The sequence below is a fragment of the Acinetobacter pullicarnis genome (genome assembly GCF_006352475.1).
GTDB classification, from domain to species: Bacteria; Pseudomonadota; Gammaproteobacteria; order Pseudomonadales; family Moraxellaceae; genus Acinetobacter; species Acinetobacter pullicarnis.
Genome location: NZ_VCMZ01000001.1, coordinates 2,577,810 through 2,590,926 on the forward strand (window position 1 = coordinate 2,577,810; position 13,117 = coordinate 2,590,926).

Genomic DNA, 13,117 nt, shown 5'->3' on the forward strand with positions numbered 1-13,117 from the left:
AGTAAAAATCATGTTAGATCAAAATATTAAAGCGCAACTGAAATCTTATTTAGAGCGTTTAGAAAGCCCAATTGAATTGGTTGCCGCATTAGATCAATCTGATAAAGCAGAAAAAATCAAACAACTGGTCACCGAAATTGCTGAGCTTTCTGAGCAAGTCACGGTACGCTTTGATGGTGACAATGCACGTCGTCCAAGTTTTGGGGTTGCTAAAGCAGGGGAAAAACCACGCGTATTCTTTGCAGGCCTCCCAATGGGGCATGAGTTCACCTCGTTAATTTTGGCTTTACTGCAAGTGTCTGGTTATGCACCAAAAGTTTCTGATGAAATACTTGCTCAAATCAAAGGCCTAAACTTAACCGCAGATTTTGATGTGTTCGTATCTCTAAGCTGCCATAACTGTCCGGATGTGGTGCAAGCGCTGAACTTAATTGCAATTAATAATCCAGGCACTACGGCCACCATGATTGATGGTGCGTTCTTCCAAGACGAAGTTGAACAACGCAAAATCATGGCAGTACCAATGCTGTTCCAAAATGGTGAACACATTGGCCAAGGTCGCATGACTCTAGAAGAGATTGTGGCGCAACTGGATACCAATTCTGCGGAAAAAGATGCAGAGAAACTCAATGCCAAAGCTGCATTTGATGTACTGGTCATTGGTGGTGGCCCAGCAGGTGCAGCTTCTGCGGTTTATGCCGCACGTAAAGGTATTCGTACCGGTATTGTTGCAGATCGTTTTGGTGGCCAAGTTATGGACACCATGGACATCGAAAACTTCATTTCAGTGCAAAAAACCCAAGGGCCGAAATTTGGCGCAGACATGGAAGCGCATGTTCGCGAATATGGCGTCGACATCATGAACCTACAACGGGTTAAACATGTGATCGGTGCAGATCAGACGGCCAGTGGCTTGGTTGAAGTTGAACTTGAAAATGGCGCTAAACTTGAATCGAAAACCATCATTCTTTCCACAGGTGCACGTTGGAGAGAAATGAATGTACCGGGCGAGAAAGAATATAAAACTCGTGGTGTCGCATACTGCCCACACTGTGATGGTCCGTTGTTTAAAGGCAAACGTGTTGCAGTGATTGGTGGTGGTAACTCAGGGGTTGAAGCTGCGATTGATTTAGCTGGTATTGTTGAACATGTGACTTTGGTTGAATTTGATACTAAATTACGTGCAGACCAAGTGCTACAAGACAAACTACATAGCTTGCCAAATACTACAGTGATCATGAATGCCTTATCGACTGAAGTGATTGGTGATGGCGCACAAGTGACGGCGTTGAAATATAAAGATCGTGCGACTGAGCAAGAACATACGGTTGAACTCGCAGGGATCTTTGTGCAAATTGGTTTATTGCCCAATACGGATTTCTTAAAAGAGACCGCAGTTGAGCTTTCAAATCGTGGTGAGATTGTGGTGAATGATCGCAACGAAACCAATGTCAAAGGTGTATTTGCTGCGGGTGACTGTACCACTGTGCCGTATAAGCAAATTATTATTGCCGCAGGTGAAGGTGCAAAAGCATCACTATCTGCCTTTGATTATATTATTCGTTCAGGGTCTTAAAAACCTCTCCCTTGCCCTCTCTCGTTGAAGAGGGTATCACACTAATCTCCTCTCCTTTTAGGAGAGGCTGGGAGAGGTTACATTTCTAACCATTGCTAATTTAAATATTTTTCCACCAACAATGTCCAACAATGCGCACCCAACACAATATTCTGATCATTAAAATCATAATGTGCATTGTGGATCGAGCAACCATAAGGCTCACCTTCTCCATTTCCTAGAAAAAAGTAACAGCCCGGCCGTTGCGCCAACATCCATGCAAAATCTTCAGAAGCCATCATGGTTGTGGTTTGTGGCACCACGTTAATCCCCGAATCTTCATCCGCCAATGCCTGTTCGAGCAACAAGGTTTCAGCACTACTGTTGATTACCGGAGGCACCAAATAGTCAAATACCAATGAAATATGCACATTGAAGGACAGTTCAATCCCTCTCACGATTTGAACCATGCGGTGATTAATTTTATTAAGTACCGCTTGGGTATCAGTACGAATACTGAGTTGTAGCTCAACTTCATTGGGAATCACGTTATAGGTTGCCCCAGCGTGAATCGAACCAATACTGATCACTGCATATTCCTGTACATTCAAATTACGAGACTTAATACTTTGAATCGCATTAATAAAAGCAGACAACGCCTGAATTGGGTCGTGGGTATGTTCAGGCATTGCACCATGCCCACCTTTACCAATAATTTTACACAGCACCCGTTGTGACGATGCCATGACGGTTCCTGCCTGTACAATTGCAGTCCCGACAGGAATCCCCGGTAAGTTATGTAAAGCATAAATCGCATCACATGGAAATTGCTCAAATAATCCTGCTTCTAACATGGCTTTAGCCCCTGTCAGGTTTTCTTCTGCGGGTTGGAAAATTAAATTGAGCGTGCCATTAAAATCACAATGTTGCGCAATTTGTTTTGCTGCAGCCAATAAAATTGTGGTGTGCCCATCATGACCACAAGCATGCATGCGTCCTGCAATTTTACTGGCATGTGCAAAGTTGTTTTGTTCATGAATCGGTAAGGCATCCATATCCGCACGTATGCCCAATGATTTTGTTCCTGTCCCTCGACGTAAAACAGCAACCAGTCCATGCCCGCCAATATGACGATGGACTTTATAGCCATAAGCACTTAAATGATCTGCAACCAATTGTGATGTCTGAACAGTATCCCCTTCTATTTCAGGATGTTGATGGAGGTGGTGGCGAATAGCAATAAATGAATCGAGTCGTAGCGTGTCCATGAGTGTGCTCGCTTGCAATACAGAATAATGTCTAAAAACCTAAAATTGAGAATAATTGCCCAAAAACAATAAAACTGGACTAAGCCTCTGCCTTAAACTGAGGGGCTGATTTGTTTTAAATTACTTTTTTTACGCCAAAGCCGTGGTGATGTTTCCCTCATGTTGAGCACAGCAAAAATACCAACAATTACACCAAACATGAGGTAATAGCCCGGTGCAGCCAAATCCATTGCGCTACTTAACCAAGTCACAATAAAGGGCGCGAATCCGCCAAATAACATTACGGCCATGTTGTAAGCAATGGACATCGACGTGGTTCGACCCAAAATATTAAACTGCTCAGAAATTGCTGCAGGTGATGGACCAAACATGATGGCAATTCCCACACAGAGTACAAATTGCATAAATAACAATCGTGTTAAGGACGGTGCTGCAATCACAAAGTGATATAGCGGCAATGCGGTCAGTAGCAGAATGAGTAGGCCTGTCATCAATACAGGCTTACGCCCAAAATGGTCTGATAGCATGCCCGATACAGGAATGATGAACATCATGATCATGACGGCCAAAGCCTGTATAAACAAGGCACTGCCCATATCCAAACCCAGTTTGGTGTGGACATAGGTTGGGGTATTCACCAACACCACATAAACCGAAGCGGTGGCACTAACGGTCAAGCCCATACTTAAGATAATTTCGCGAATTGACTGTTTTACAGTCTGTTTAATCTGCGCATGACTATCAGTGACCTCAGCTTTACTTTGCAGATAACTTTCATTTTCATCTAAACGACTACGAATCCATAACCCCACAGGGCAAATTAATAACCCAAGAATAAAGGGAATGCGCCACCCCCAACTGTTTAAGGTTTCGGGTGACATAAAATGATTCACTGCAGCAGCAACGGATGAACCCAATAAAATCGCAAAACACTGGCCAAAAAACTGCCAAGAACCATATAAACCTTTTTTATCGTCTGGGGCGGCCTCAATCACAAAGGCAGTCGAACTGGCATATTCTCCGCCCGTGGCAAACCCTTGTAATAGTCTTGAAATTACAATTAATATAGGTGCGGCAATACCAATACTAGCGGCTGTTGGCGCAAAGGCAATCATGCTCACCGCCAAGGTCATAATGCCGATAATCAGTAATAGTGCAGATTTACGCCCATGTTTATCGGCATAGTAACCAATCAAGATCCCTCCCACTGGCCGCATCAAAAAACCAACGCCAAATGTGCCTAAGGCCAATAATAATGAGGTTAATTCATTCTTCTCTGGAAAGAATAATTTTGCGATAGTTGTTGCCAGAAAACCGTAAATCAAAAAATCGTACCACTCTAAGGTGTTTCCAATAACGGCTGAAACCACCTTATTCCTGACATTTTGTTCCATAATATTTATCCTTATTTTTATAATATTGCTTTTATTTTTGACAGCCTGCTGTGACGCAATTCGTACCATAATGACTTTTAATATTTCGGCCACAACAAGCCGTTTTATCTTAAAACTTATTATTAAGTTTGAATACACAGTACGCCTTTTTATTTTAATTAATATTAGAAAGTGCGAATGATTTAACGTAATTCACCTGAGCACAGCAATCGCTCAGATGAATGCTAAAAATAAGCAATTCAAAGATAAAATTATTATTTAATAAAAAACTATAATCACCATAAAACAACAGCTTATATAAATCAACTCAGTAATTAAACCCACAACCTGTATATAAATAGATGCGTTTACAATTCAGAATAAATCCCATTACATCATTAAAAATGATTTCCATCATCATTAAGTCAGGTTTAATAAAAATATAATGTAAAACCACACAAATAAATTTGAAATTGAGTTGTTAATCAAGTTAAAGTCAGCACATTCTTTTTATGCAACTGAATAATTTATGTCTTATTCACATCATGACGAAAAACATTTGATTCAACGTGCTGGTTGGTTACGCGCAGCCGTATTAGGTGCCAATGATGGCATTATTTCCGTCACCAGTTTGGTGATGGGAATGGCAGCCAGTGGTGCATCAGGTCAAACCTTATTTATTACTTGTGTGGCTGGGCTCATTTCTGGTGCAACCTCGATGGCGGCTGGGGAATATATTTCGGTTAAATCGCAGTCAGATATTGAAGAAGCAGATTTAAAAATTGAAGCGCGAGAATTGGAAAAAAATCCGCATCTCGAATTAAAAGAACTCACCCACATTTACACCTTGCGTGGTCTCACGCCCGAACTTGCTCATGAAGTTGCAGTCCAACTCACCGCTAAGGATGCCCTAGAAGCTCATGCTCGTGATGAAATTGGGATCAATGAAATGACCGCAGCAAGACCGATTCAAGCTGCTGGCTCTTCTGCTGCCTCCTTTACCGTGGGTGCTGTGCTGCCAATGTTGGCGATTGTAATTAGCCCTGAAGCCTATATCTCTACGGTGGTTATGGTGGTTGGCGTCCTTTCTTTGGCTATTTTAGGGGCTGTTTCTAGTTACTATGCCGGCACGTCAATGCTTAAAGGCAGCTTACGGGTTTGTATTTGGGGCATTATTGCAATGGCATTCTCAAGTTGGATCGGTTCTCTGTTCCAAGTCGGTCATATTGTTTAGCAACAAATTTAATCATCATCAACGAAATAAATTATGAATATAATTTGCCTCATAGCCAGTACATCAGCTACCTTGAAGCTCAATGAGTACTGGCGTTGATGATGATGACTTTATTAGAAAAATTAAATATTAAACACCCAATTCTACTGGCACCTATGGCTGGTGTGTCTACGCCAACCTTGGCTGCTGAAGTATCCAATCAAGGTGCTTTGGGTTCACTTGGTTTAGGTGCAAATACCGCAGCAGCAGCACGTGAACAGATTATTCAAACCCATCAACTGACCGATGCTGCTTTTCAGGTCAACTTCTTCTGTCATGAAAGCGTGCCAGCCGATGCCCAAGCAGATCAAATATGGATCGAAGCATTACGCCCTGAATTTGAAAAGTTTGCTGCCACACCACCGAGCCAACTCAACTGTATTTATCCAAGTTTTTTAGACAATAATGATTATTTAGAAGTCGTGTTAGAAACTCGACCCAAAGCGGTCAGTTTTCATTTTGGTATTCCGCACCCCGAGCAGATTCAAGCCCTAAAAGCGGCGGGCATTATGACCATGGTCAGCGCCACAAATCTTCCAGAAGCCATTCGTATTGAGCAAGCTGGCATCGATGTGATCATTGCGCAAGGAATTGAAGCCGGTGGGCATCGAGGAATTTTCAATCCAACCTTTGACAGCGCCATGCCAACTGCGGACTTGCTACAACTGATTTTGCAACATTGTCAGCTTCCAGTGGTTGCTGCTGGTGGCATTATGAATGGGCAACAAGCACAGCATCTGCTGAACTTAGGCGCTGCTGCTGTACAAATGGGTACCGCTTTTGTGCAATGTAAAAGTTCGAGTGCCAATGCAGCCTATCGCCAAGCCCTGTTCCAACAACCGCTCACCCAAATTACCGCCAGTATTTCAGGACGGCCTGCACGTGGTCTAATGCAACATTGGCAACTTGCAATTGACACCCCAGATCGTGCACCCGTTGCAGCCTACCCTTATGCCTATGATCTCGCGAAACAACTTAATGCAATTGCCAGTCAACACGGCGATGTGAGTTATGGTGCATTTTGGGCGGGCAGTAATGTGGCACAAATACGCGACATGAATGCAGCGGATTTGATCAATCAATTGGTCTTAGAAATCAATCAGTCTTAAGATCCTCTTCTGAATTATTCTGATCCTCTCCTAACCTCTCCTTGAAAAGGAGAGGAACTGTCTCTCGCTCCACTGCTTTGCGGTGGGACTAGAAAATATATTTCTAAGTAATGCGCTGTAGAACTGATGAGCACTTAGAAAAGTGTTCTCTGCTAACCTCTCCGATACTCTCCTTGAAAATAAGAAGAACTTGAGGTGCTTTTTGTCATTTGCGTAGAAAAATAAAGAAGTTAAAACAATGATAAAAGAGGTCGAGTATTCAAGATAAATCTCAGTGCATCTGTTCACGTAGCATATACACCATATCTAGTTCGGGGCAGTCATAGCCCATTGCGGTGATGGCTGCGCTAACTTGTCCACGATGATGAGTACCATGATTAAAGACGTGTATTAGGGTTGCAGCATAAGGCAAACTTAAATGCTGACCTGCCGTGGTGGTATAACTTAAGCAGCCTGCTAAAGTCGTTGCATCCAATTGCTCAATAAAATCTACCCAATTATTAGATTTTTCCCGAAGTGCCTGTAACAATACAGTGGGGTCTGTTTCGACAATCTGATTTAAAGCCAGTGCTGGTGACACGCCCTCAGCAAAGCGCGGATACCAAATATAATGCTCGCCCAACAGCAGATGATTTAAGGTGCCAAAAATACTGTTAAAAAACAATCCGCAATCTTGCTGTAAAGCCTTGACTGGCATGCTTTCTAATTGTTGTACCAGTTTGTCTGTCGCCCAAATATTATAATTGGCCATGAGGCGTAAGTGGTCTTTAGACATGACATTTCTGCTTAAATTTAAATCCGAGCATGCAGCATAACATGCTGTTTATTTTCCATTACGCTTGGAGCGATTTTACAACGCAAAATCAAAGAGAACCCAATGCAGTTGATACCCTTGCAGTATTTGATCTCAATATTGGTGTTTGCGGTGGTGATACCGTTCCAAGGCTTTCAATTTGAAATGAGTTTTGATTTCTGGGCACCCACTCTATGGTTTGCTCTAGTCATTTCAGTTATTGCACAATTACCAAATCTATGACGATCTATGATGTTCTATGACGATGCTGACATGATCCGATTGGGGCGATACGGTGCTAAAGCCGTTTGTAGATTGCCAGATAAAATTTCCTGACCCGCCAACTGACACAATAACGGTGCGAGCGTTACAGCCGCATGACTATTGAGTACATATACCCCTTGCAGATTCGGTACAGCCCCAACCAAAGGCAAAGTATCGGTTGGCATGGGTCGATAGCCCACACTGACTTGGTCTAAACGCAAACCATGCGAGGCTTTTAAATTGTTTTGGATGCTCAGTAAGGCCTGTTGTGCAATCAGTTCTGGATGGTTTTGAGCCTGTGCATCAATATAATCTTCAGCCGCCAACACTTGCCCAACCGCACACACTCGTAGCTCCATTTCAGGGGTAGAGACAATTCGGTTTAATAATGCTGTGCGGTGTTGATAAGACATTTTCATTAAAATAGAAGGAGATGCGGTTAAAGCCAAATCTATCTTGCAATCATGCAATAACGCATGATTTCCCACACCACCTGCCAGTACCACCTGATCTGCAAAATAATTGCCATGTGTGGTACTCACACCCACCACCTGATTTTGATGATGAATTAAACTGGTCACACGCTGATGCGCAGCATAGTTCACACCGGCTTCAATCGCCTCTTGTAAGAGCGACTGGATCACATGATCCAGTGGCACAGCACCATCATCCAGGGCATAGGCTGCCAAATCGGGAAAATGTTTGAGGTTTGGTTCAAGTTGTGCAATCTGTAATCCAGTACAAGCCTGCACATGAAAACCATAGTCTTGCTGTTGCTGAATAAAGGCAGCAGTTTGCTCAGGAGTTTGTTGCCAACTGAGCGCACCCGACCACTGAATATTTAAACGACCTGCGGTGTCTTGATCTAATTGTCGCCACGACTGACCCGCTTGCGCACGAAAGCGCATATAGTCAGGTGTAGATGAAAATGCCGTATTAATCCAAGCAAACGAATGCTGGCTTGCCCCACTGCCTGCATCTGCTTGATCAAGCAAGGTAATTTTCAAGTTGGACTGGCGAGCTAACCTCCATGCCAAGGTTACGCCTAAAATACCTGCCCCAACAATTACAACCGATTGTGTCATTTTTTCACCACGACTAAGTATTATTGCTTATCGACGCCCCGTCAGCACAACTTATCTATGGCTCATCATGAGACGTACACGTTATATTTTAAACGCAATTACAGCGCCCCTGATCTAAGCTTTAGATCCACTTTTATGATGCAGTGCGACTGGCTTGTTTACGCATTTTGGCAATTTTCTTCATTGCCATTTCACGTTTTAGTGGCGACAGATAATCGGTAAAAATGCGGCCATGTAAGTGATCAATTTCATGCTGCATCGCAATTGCCAAGAAATCTTCACGTTCAGTAAAAAACTCGTTGCCGTCACGATCGAGCGCACGCACCTTAATTCGTTGAAACCGCTTCACTTCAACGTAAATACCAGGCACAGAAAGACAGCCTTCATTTGACATGACTTCACCTTCAGAGGCTATAATCTCAGGGTTAATCATCACCAACGGTTCATTGCGTTGCTCTGATAAATCAATCACCAGTACCGCATCAGCATGACCAATCTGTGGTGCTGCCAGCCCAATGCCATCTTCGGTGGCATAGAGCGTATCCAACATATCGTCGATTAAGTTTTGCACCGTGCTGACATCTTCTACCTTTTGATATTTAACACGTAATTTTGCATTAGGAATTTCAATAATGTCGCGGACAGCCAAAACAATACTCCAATTGGATCTAGGGGGATTAAAAAGAATTTGAAGAATAACGCAAATATAGTTTAACTGTTAGTAAAAATATACCGACTTAGCCCACGAATAAAGCATTGTAAATCCATGCAGCAATATCTAAGCCCACTGCAAAACATAGATGGGCAATTAGACTATTTTTAATGGCTTGTCGCGGTGCAGGCGTTTTCGCTGCAAAAAAGCCAAAACCAAAGGCAGGCTGCATCATTAAAAATGGAAAAGCCAAGCTGAGCAATCCTGTTAACAATGCCGGCCAAAACGTGATTTCAGCGAGCCAATTCGGAATGCTCAATAACAATAAATACGCCCAAAGTATGCCAGTCACATAATGCAACAGCCAACCAACAGCCATTTCTCCACGGCGTGCAGGTGCTTGCATGATATTGCGATGCTTAAATTGACAGTCTTTCCAACCCAGTGCCCAGCGCCCGACCCATGCATAATTTAAAGACTTCACGGCAAAATACTTGCCACGTACACCGCCCAATACATCCATAACCAGCGTGGCGATTACGCCTACAACAACTGCTTGTATTAATACCATCTACTTGTCTCATGACCCGATTCAAATTAGACTTTACGACTTAAAGCTAACTTGAAGTCAAGCATGTCTCATACAGAAATTGATATTGGTGCATTGGCACAGCGTAGCCAGCTATCGACAGCAACCTTGCGTTATTATGAGGAAAAAGGACTGATTCATTCGATAGGACGCAAAGGATTAAGACGCCAATATGCGTTGAAAACGCTCGATCAATTAAGATTGATTCAAATGGCACAGCAGTCCTCACTAACACTCGAAGATATTAAAAATATCTTTTTTCAGCAGCAGAATATTCAAATCGACAGCGCTTTACTTGATGATAAAATCGAGAGCATCGAACAGCGTATTGCACAAATGCAAACTACCCTACTTATCTTAAAACACATTGCAACATGTCTCTATCCGCAGCATCTCGACTGTCCTGAATTTCAGAAAATCATGGCTGGATAAGCCGCTTTAATTCCTGACTGCGCCCAATTCAATCTGAATCATCACTTCGGTTTGGTATTTAAAATCTTCGGCATTTCCACAAAATAGCTTTAACTGATACATACCCTCTAAACCACACACAAAGGCCATTAATCGCCATGCCACCTCAGTCACTTGATGATTGGACTTTAACTTAAATTCTTGTGCCTCAATCCCGACATCAATCACCGTCACCACTAAGTCATGCCATTGCTGCATATTGATTTTATAAGCTTGTTTTAATTCGATATCTTGCTGCATCAACACTTCAGCTTCATTCCATAAACTCAAATAAGCTTGGGTCTGTTGGATGTCTTCGGCACCCAATTCCAGCATCAATCGGGAGAAATGATCCTGAGTCTTGATATGGGATTCGATCTCGGTCAATTGCTGCATTAAATCTAAAAAGACAGCAGCTCTTAAATGTGAGATCGACTGAAAATGATGATGCACTTGACCCGTCGATACTGCTGCAGCTTGTGCCACTCGCCGTGCCGTCAGTGCTGATAAGCCCTCTGCCAAGGCCAATTGCATTGCTGCACGTAAAATCAAATCACGTCGTTGATCACGTTGTAAATAGCGCATGCCCTGCCCCCCAAACCGAATTTATGCCGCATTGTAGTCCATATTGGACATTCGTCCAAATTAGTTTAAACTGCACAACTTGAACAAACGTCCAACTTTTAAATAAGGTATCTCATGTCTCGTCAGTGGATGATCTTGCTGATCATCATTTTGGTCTATTTACCGGTATCTATTGATGCGACGGTTTTGCATGTGGCCATTCCCTCATTAAATTCAGCGCTCGAACTCAGCAATAACCAACTGCTGTGGATTATTGATATTTATTCCTTGGTGATGGCGGGTCTAATGCTCCCGATGGGTGCCTTGGGTGATCGGATTGGCTTTAAACGACTGATGTTTATTGGGGCTGCCATTTTCGCAGTCGCCTCATTATGTGCCGCATTTTCCAACAGCGCTGAGATGCTGATTGCCTCACGTGCCTTATTGGCCTTAGGCGCTGCGATGCTGATTCCAGCCACTTTATCGGGTTTACGGCATACCTTTTTAGATGAAAAGCAACGTAACTTCGCCCTTGGTATTTGGGGTACGGTAGGCGGTGGCGGTGCGGCCATCGGCCCGTTGGTCGGTGGCTTTATCTTGGAGCATTTCGATTGGGGCATGGTGTTTCTGATTAATGTGCCCATTATCATCGTCGCGCTGATTTTGATTGCCATTTATGTGCCGAAACAAACCACGCAAAAAAATCAAACTTTAAATTTGCTACAAGCATTGACCCTTGTGACTGCAATTCTGTTGATTATCTATGCGCTCAAACAGGCAATGTATGATTTCAATCTGCTCAATATTGGTATTTTTGTGGCGGGTGCTATTTTATTGGCTGGCTTTATCCGACATCAAATCTCTGCCCCACAAGCCATGATTGATTTCCGCTTATTCCAAAAACCAGTGATCTCCATCAGTATTATTATGGCAATGGTGGCCATGATTGCTTTGGTCGGTTTTGAGCTGCTGCTGGCGCAGGAATTACAGTTTATTTATGGCTATAGTCCGCTACAAGCAGGACTGTTTATTTTACCTTTTATCATCGCGATTAGTTTGGGTGGACCACTGGCCAGTTATCTGGTCAATCAATTTGGTTTACGCAACGTTTCAACCATCGCCCTCTTACTTAGTGCAGTGAGTTTTTGGGGTATGGCACAACTCAATTTCCATAACGATCAATATCAAGCGTGGGCATGGATGATCTTACTGGGGATTAACGTGGAAATTGCATTAATGTCATCAACTGCTGCGATTATGTCTGCTGTACCACCTGAAAAAGCCACCGCAGCAGGTGCCATTGAAGGTATGGCCTATGAATTAGGTGCAGGTTTAGGCATAACATTTTTTGGTTTAATGTTGTCTTTTTTCTATATGCAGCAAATGCGTTACCCTGCCGATTTCAGTCAAAGCCAAATACAGAGCTTAGGCTATTCAATTGGAGAAACCTTACAAGCGGTTGAACATTTAAATCCAAGTACTGCTGCAGAAGTCACGCAGTATGCAGCAACAGCCTTTAGCTCATCGCACAGTATGGTGCTGTGGATGGCAGGCGGATTATTTTTTATCTTGGCGATTTTGATTTGGCGACGTATGCCAGTAAAAAGTGCTGTCGCCGCGGATGCTGCATAAACAGGCCGTTGGCATAAAAACTTAGCGCAACCACAGTGTAGATTTAATGCCCTGTGGCATTTGAAAATAAGTTAATCACCAGCACACCACAGATAATCAAGGCAATGCCAAGGATGGCAGGCCAATCTAGTGTTTGGCGGAATACAAAAAAACCAATCAATGCGGTGAGGACAATGCCCACCCCAGCCCAAATCGCATAGGCAATGCCAAGCGGAATTACTTTGATCACTTGTGACAATAGATAAAAGGCGATGGAGAATAAAGTAATCACCACAATTGAAGGTACGAACTTGGTAAACCCTTCAGATTTAACCAAAAAAGTAGATCCCATCACTTCACTGATGATGGCCAGTGCCAATAATCCATAAGCGGTCATTAATGGACTCATTTGCTTTGATGCTCAAGGCTGAAATTATCGCGCAAATGGTAGCCGCTCTTGGCATCGATCACAATACAAGTTAAATCTAATTTCAAGTCTAAACATCGTTTCACAAACGCAACAATGGATTG

Annotated in this window: 14 protein-coding genes; 6 read left to right on the forward strand and 8 right to left on the reverse strand. The window is 43.0% G+C overall.

Annotated features, from left to right (window positions below; all coding sequences use genetic code 11):
* Nucleotides 1-10: 10 nt before the first annotated feature.
* Nucleotides 11-1,576: an alkyl hydroperoxide reductase subunit F gene (ahpF, locus tag FD716_RS11370; protein ID WP_139852441.1), complete on the forward strand. Its 1,566-nt coding sequence runs from the start codon at nucleotides 11-13 to the stop codon at nucleotides 1,574-1,576.
* Between the two features lie 95 nt (nucleotides 1,577-1,671).
* Here ahpF and FD716_RS11375 read toward each other — a convergent pair whose 3' ends face one another.
* Both FD716_RS11375 and FD716_RS11380 read right to left on the reverse strand, forming a co-directional pair.
* Nucleotides 1,672-2,823, reverse strand: a complete 1,152-nt coding sequence (locus FD716_RS11375) for a M20 aminoacylase family protein (RefSeq protein ID WP_139852442.1) — start codon at nucleotides 2,821-2,823, stop codon at nucleotides 1,672-1,674.
* A 92-nt stretch (nucleotides 2,824-2,915) separates the two neighbouring features.
* The gene (locus tag FD716_RS11380) at nucleotides 2,916-4,217 is read right to left on the reverse strand and encodes an MFS transporter (RefSeq protein WP_139852443.1); all 1,302 of its coding nucleotides are present in this window, start codon (nucleotides 4,215-4,217) and stop codon (nucleotides 2,916-2,918) included.
* Between the two features lie 508 nt (nucleotides 4,218-4,725).
* Between FD716_RS11380 and FD716_RS11385 the strand changes: the two genes are divergently transcribed.
* Both FD716_RS11385 and FD716_RS11390 read left to right on the forward strand, forming a co-directional pair.
* Nucleotides 4,726-5,430 carry a VIT1/CCC1 transporter family protein gene (locus FD716_RS11385; RefSeq protein WP_139852444.1) on the forward strand — a complete coding sequence of 235 codons (705 nt, stop codon included), beginning with the start codon at nucleotides 4,726-4,728 and terminating at the stop codon, nucleotides 5,428-5,430.
* 104 nt (nucleotides 5,431-5,534) lie between these two features.
* Nucleotides 5,535-6,578, forward strand: a complete 1,044-nt coding sequence (locus FD716_RS11390; protein ID WP_139853674.1) for an NAD(P)H-dependent flavin oxidoreductase — start codon at nucleotides 5,535-5,537, stop codon at nucleotides 6,576-6,578.
* A gap of 271 nt (nucleotides 6,579-6,849) precedes the next feature.
* On the opposite strand, the gene FD716_RS11395 is transcribed toward FD716_RS11390, so the two are convergent.
* A complete protein-coding gene (locus FD716_RS11395) occupies nucleotides 6,850-7,353 on the reverse strand; it encodes a DinB family protein (RefSeq protein ID WP_139852445.1) in 504 nt (167 codons plus the stop codon).
* 41 nt (nucleotides 7,354-7,394) lie between these two features.
* Between FD716_RS11395 and FD716_RS18970 the strand changes: the two genes are divergently transcribed.
* Nucleotides 7,395-7,535: a hypothetical protein gene (locus tag FD716_RS18970; RefSeq protein ID WP_215895462.1), complete on the forward strand. Its 141-nt coding sequence runs from the start codon at nucleotides 7,395-7,397 to the stop codon at nucleotides 7,533-7,535.
* Nucleotides 7,536-7,628: 93 nt separating this feature from the next.
* On the opposite strand, the gene FD716_RS11400 is transcribed toward FD716_RS18970, so the two are convergent.
* The 3 genes from FD716_RS11400 to FD716_RS11410 all read right to left on the reverse strand — a co-directional run bounded on the left by FD716_RS11400 (nucleotide 7,629) and on the right by FD716_RS11410 (nucleotide 9,943).
* Nucleotides 7,629-8,720: an NAD(P)/FAD-dependent oxidoreductase gene (locus FD716_RS11400; RefSeq protein WP_139852446.1), complete on the reverse strand. Its 1,092-nt coding sequence runs from the start codon at nucleotides 8,718-8,720 to the stop codon at nucleotides 7,629-7,631.
* A gap of 133 nt (nucleotides 8,721-8,853) precedes the next feature.
* Nucleotides 8,854-9,369 (reverse strand): peptide deformylase, encoded by a 516-nt coding sequence (gene def, locus FD716_RS11405; protein WP_139852447.1) that lies wholly within the window; start codon nucleotides 9,367-9,369, stop codon nucleotides 8,854-8,856.
* 88 nt (nucleotides 9,370-9,457) lie between these two features.
* The gene (locus FD716_RS11410; RefSeq protein WP_139852448.1) at nucleotides 9,458-9,943 is read right to left on the reverse strand and encodes a DUF2938 family protein; all 486 of its coding nucleotides are present in this window, start codon (nucleotides 9,941-9,943) and stop codon (nucleotides 9,458-9,460) included.
* A 63-nt stretch (nucleotides 9,944-10,006) separates the two neighbouring features.
* On the opposite strand from FD716_RS11410, the gene FD716_RS11415 reads away from it, so the two are divergent.
* The gene (locus FD716_RS11415; protein ID WP_139852449.1) at nucleotides 10,007-10,393 is read left to right on the forward strand and encodes a MerR family transcriptional regulator; all 387 of its coding nucleotides are present in this window, start codon (nucleotides 10,007-10,009) and stop codon (nucleotides 10,391-10,393) included.
* Between the two features lie 6 nt (nucleotides 10,394-10,399).
* Here FD716_RS11415 and FD716_RS11420 read toward each other — a convergent pair whose 3' ends face one another.
* Nucleotides 10,400-10,996 carry a TetR family transcriptional regulator gene (locus FD716_RS11420; RefSeq protein ID WP_139852450.1) on the reverse strand — a complete coding sequence of 199 codons (597 nt, stop codon included), beginning with the start codon at nucleotides 10,994-10,996 and terminating at the stop codon, nucleotides 10,400-10,402.
* Between the two features lie 114 nt (nucleotides 10,997-11,110).
* On the opposite strand from FD716_RS11420, the gene FD716_RS11425 reads away from it, so the two are divergent.
* Nucleotides 11,111-12,607, forward strand: a complete 1,497-nt coding sequence (locus FD716_RS11425; RefSeq protein WP_139852451.1) for a SmvA family efflux MFS transporter — start codon at nucleotides 11,111-11,113, stop codon at nucleotides 12,605-12,607.
* A 43-nt stretch (nucleotides 12,608-12,650) separates the two neighbouring features.
* On the opposite strand, the gene FD716_RS11430 is transcribed toward FD716_RS11425, so the two are convergent.
* Nucleotides 12,651-12,983 carry a DMT family transporter gene (locus FD716_RS11430; RefSeq protein ID WP_171477032.1) on the reverse strand — a complete coding sequence of 111 codons (333 nt, stop codon included), beginning with the start codon at nucleotides 12,981-12,983 and terminating at the stop codon, nucleotides 12,651-12,653.
* Between the last annotated feature and the right edge of the window lie 134 nt (nucleotides 12,984-13,117).

Bases quoted from the DNA above. Each gene is read 5' to 3' on its own strand.
- FD716_RS11375 (WP_139852442.1), bottom strand. From the start codon at position 2,823: ATGGACACGCTACGACTCGATTCATTTATTGCTATTCGCCACCACCTC.
- FD716_RS11415 (WP_139852449.1), top strand. From the start codon at position 10,007: ATGTCTCATACAGAAATTGATATTGGTGCATTGGCACAGCGTAGCCAG.
- FD716_RS11380 (WP_139852443.1), bottom strand. From the start codon at position 4,217: ATGGAACAAAATGTCAGGAATAAGGTGGTTTCAGCCGTTATTGGAAAC.
- FD716_RS18970 (WP_215895462.1), top strand. From the start codon at position 7,395: ATGCTGTTTATTTTCCATTACGCTTGGAGCGATTTTACAACGCAAAAT.
- ahpF (WP_139852441.1), top strand. From the start codon at position 11: ATGTTAGATCAAAATATTAAAGCGCAACTGAAATCTTATTTAGAGCGT.
- FD716_RS11425 (WP_139852451.1), top strand. From the start codon at position 11,111: ATGTCTCGTCAGTGGATGATCTTGCTGATCATCATTTTGGTCTATTTA.
- FD716_RS11410 (WP_139852448.1), bottom strand. From the start codon at position 9,943: ATGGTATTAATACAAGCAGTTGTTGTAGGCGTAATCGCCACGCTGGTT.
- FD716_RS11395 (WP_139852445.1), bottom strand. From the start codon at position 7,353: ATGTCTAAAGACCACTTACGCCTCATGGCCAATTATAATATTTGGGCG.
- FD716_RS11420 (WP_139852450.1), bottom strand. From the start codon at position 10,996: ATGCGCTATTTACAACGTGATCAACGACGTGATTTGATTTTACGTGCA.
- FD716_RS11430 (WP_171477032.1), bottom strand. From the start codon at position 12,983: ATGACCGCTTATGGATTATTGGCACTGGCCATCATCAGTGAAGTGATG.
- FD716_RS11400 (WP_139852446.1), bottom strand. From the start codon at position 8,720: ATGACACAATCGGTTGTAATTGTTGGGGCAGGTATTTTAGGCGTAACC.
- FD716_RS11385 (WP_139852444.1), top strand. From the start codon at position 4,726: ATGTCTTATTCACATCATGACGAAAAACATTTGATTCAACGTGCTGGT.
- FD716_RS11390 (WP_139853674.1), top strand. From the start codon at position 5,535: ATGACTTTATTAGAAAAATTAAATATTAAACACCCAATTCTACTGGCA.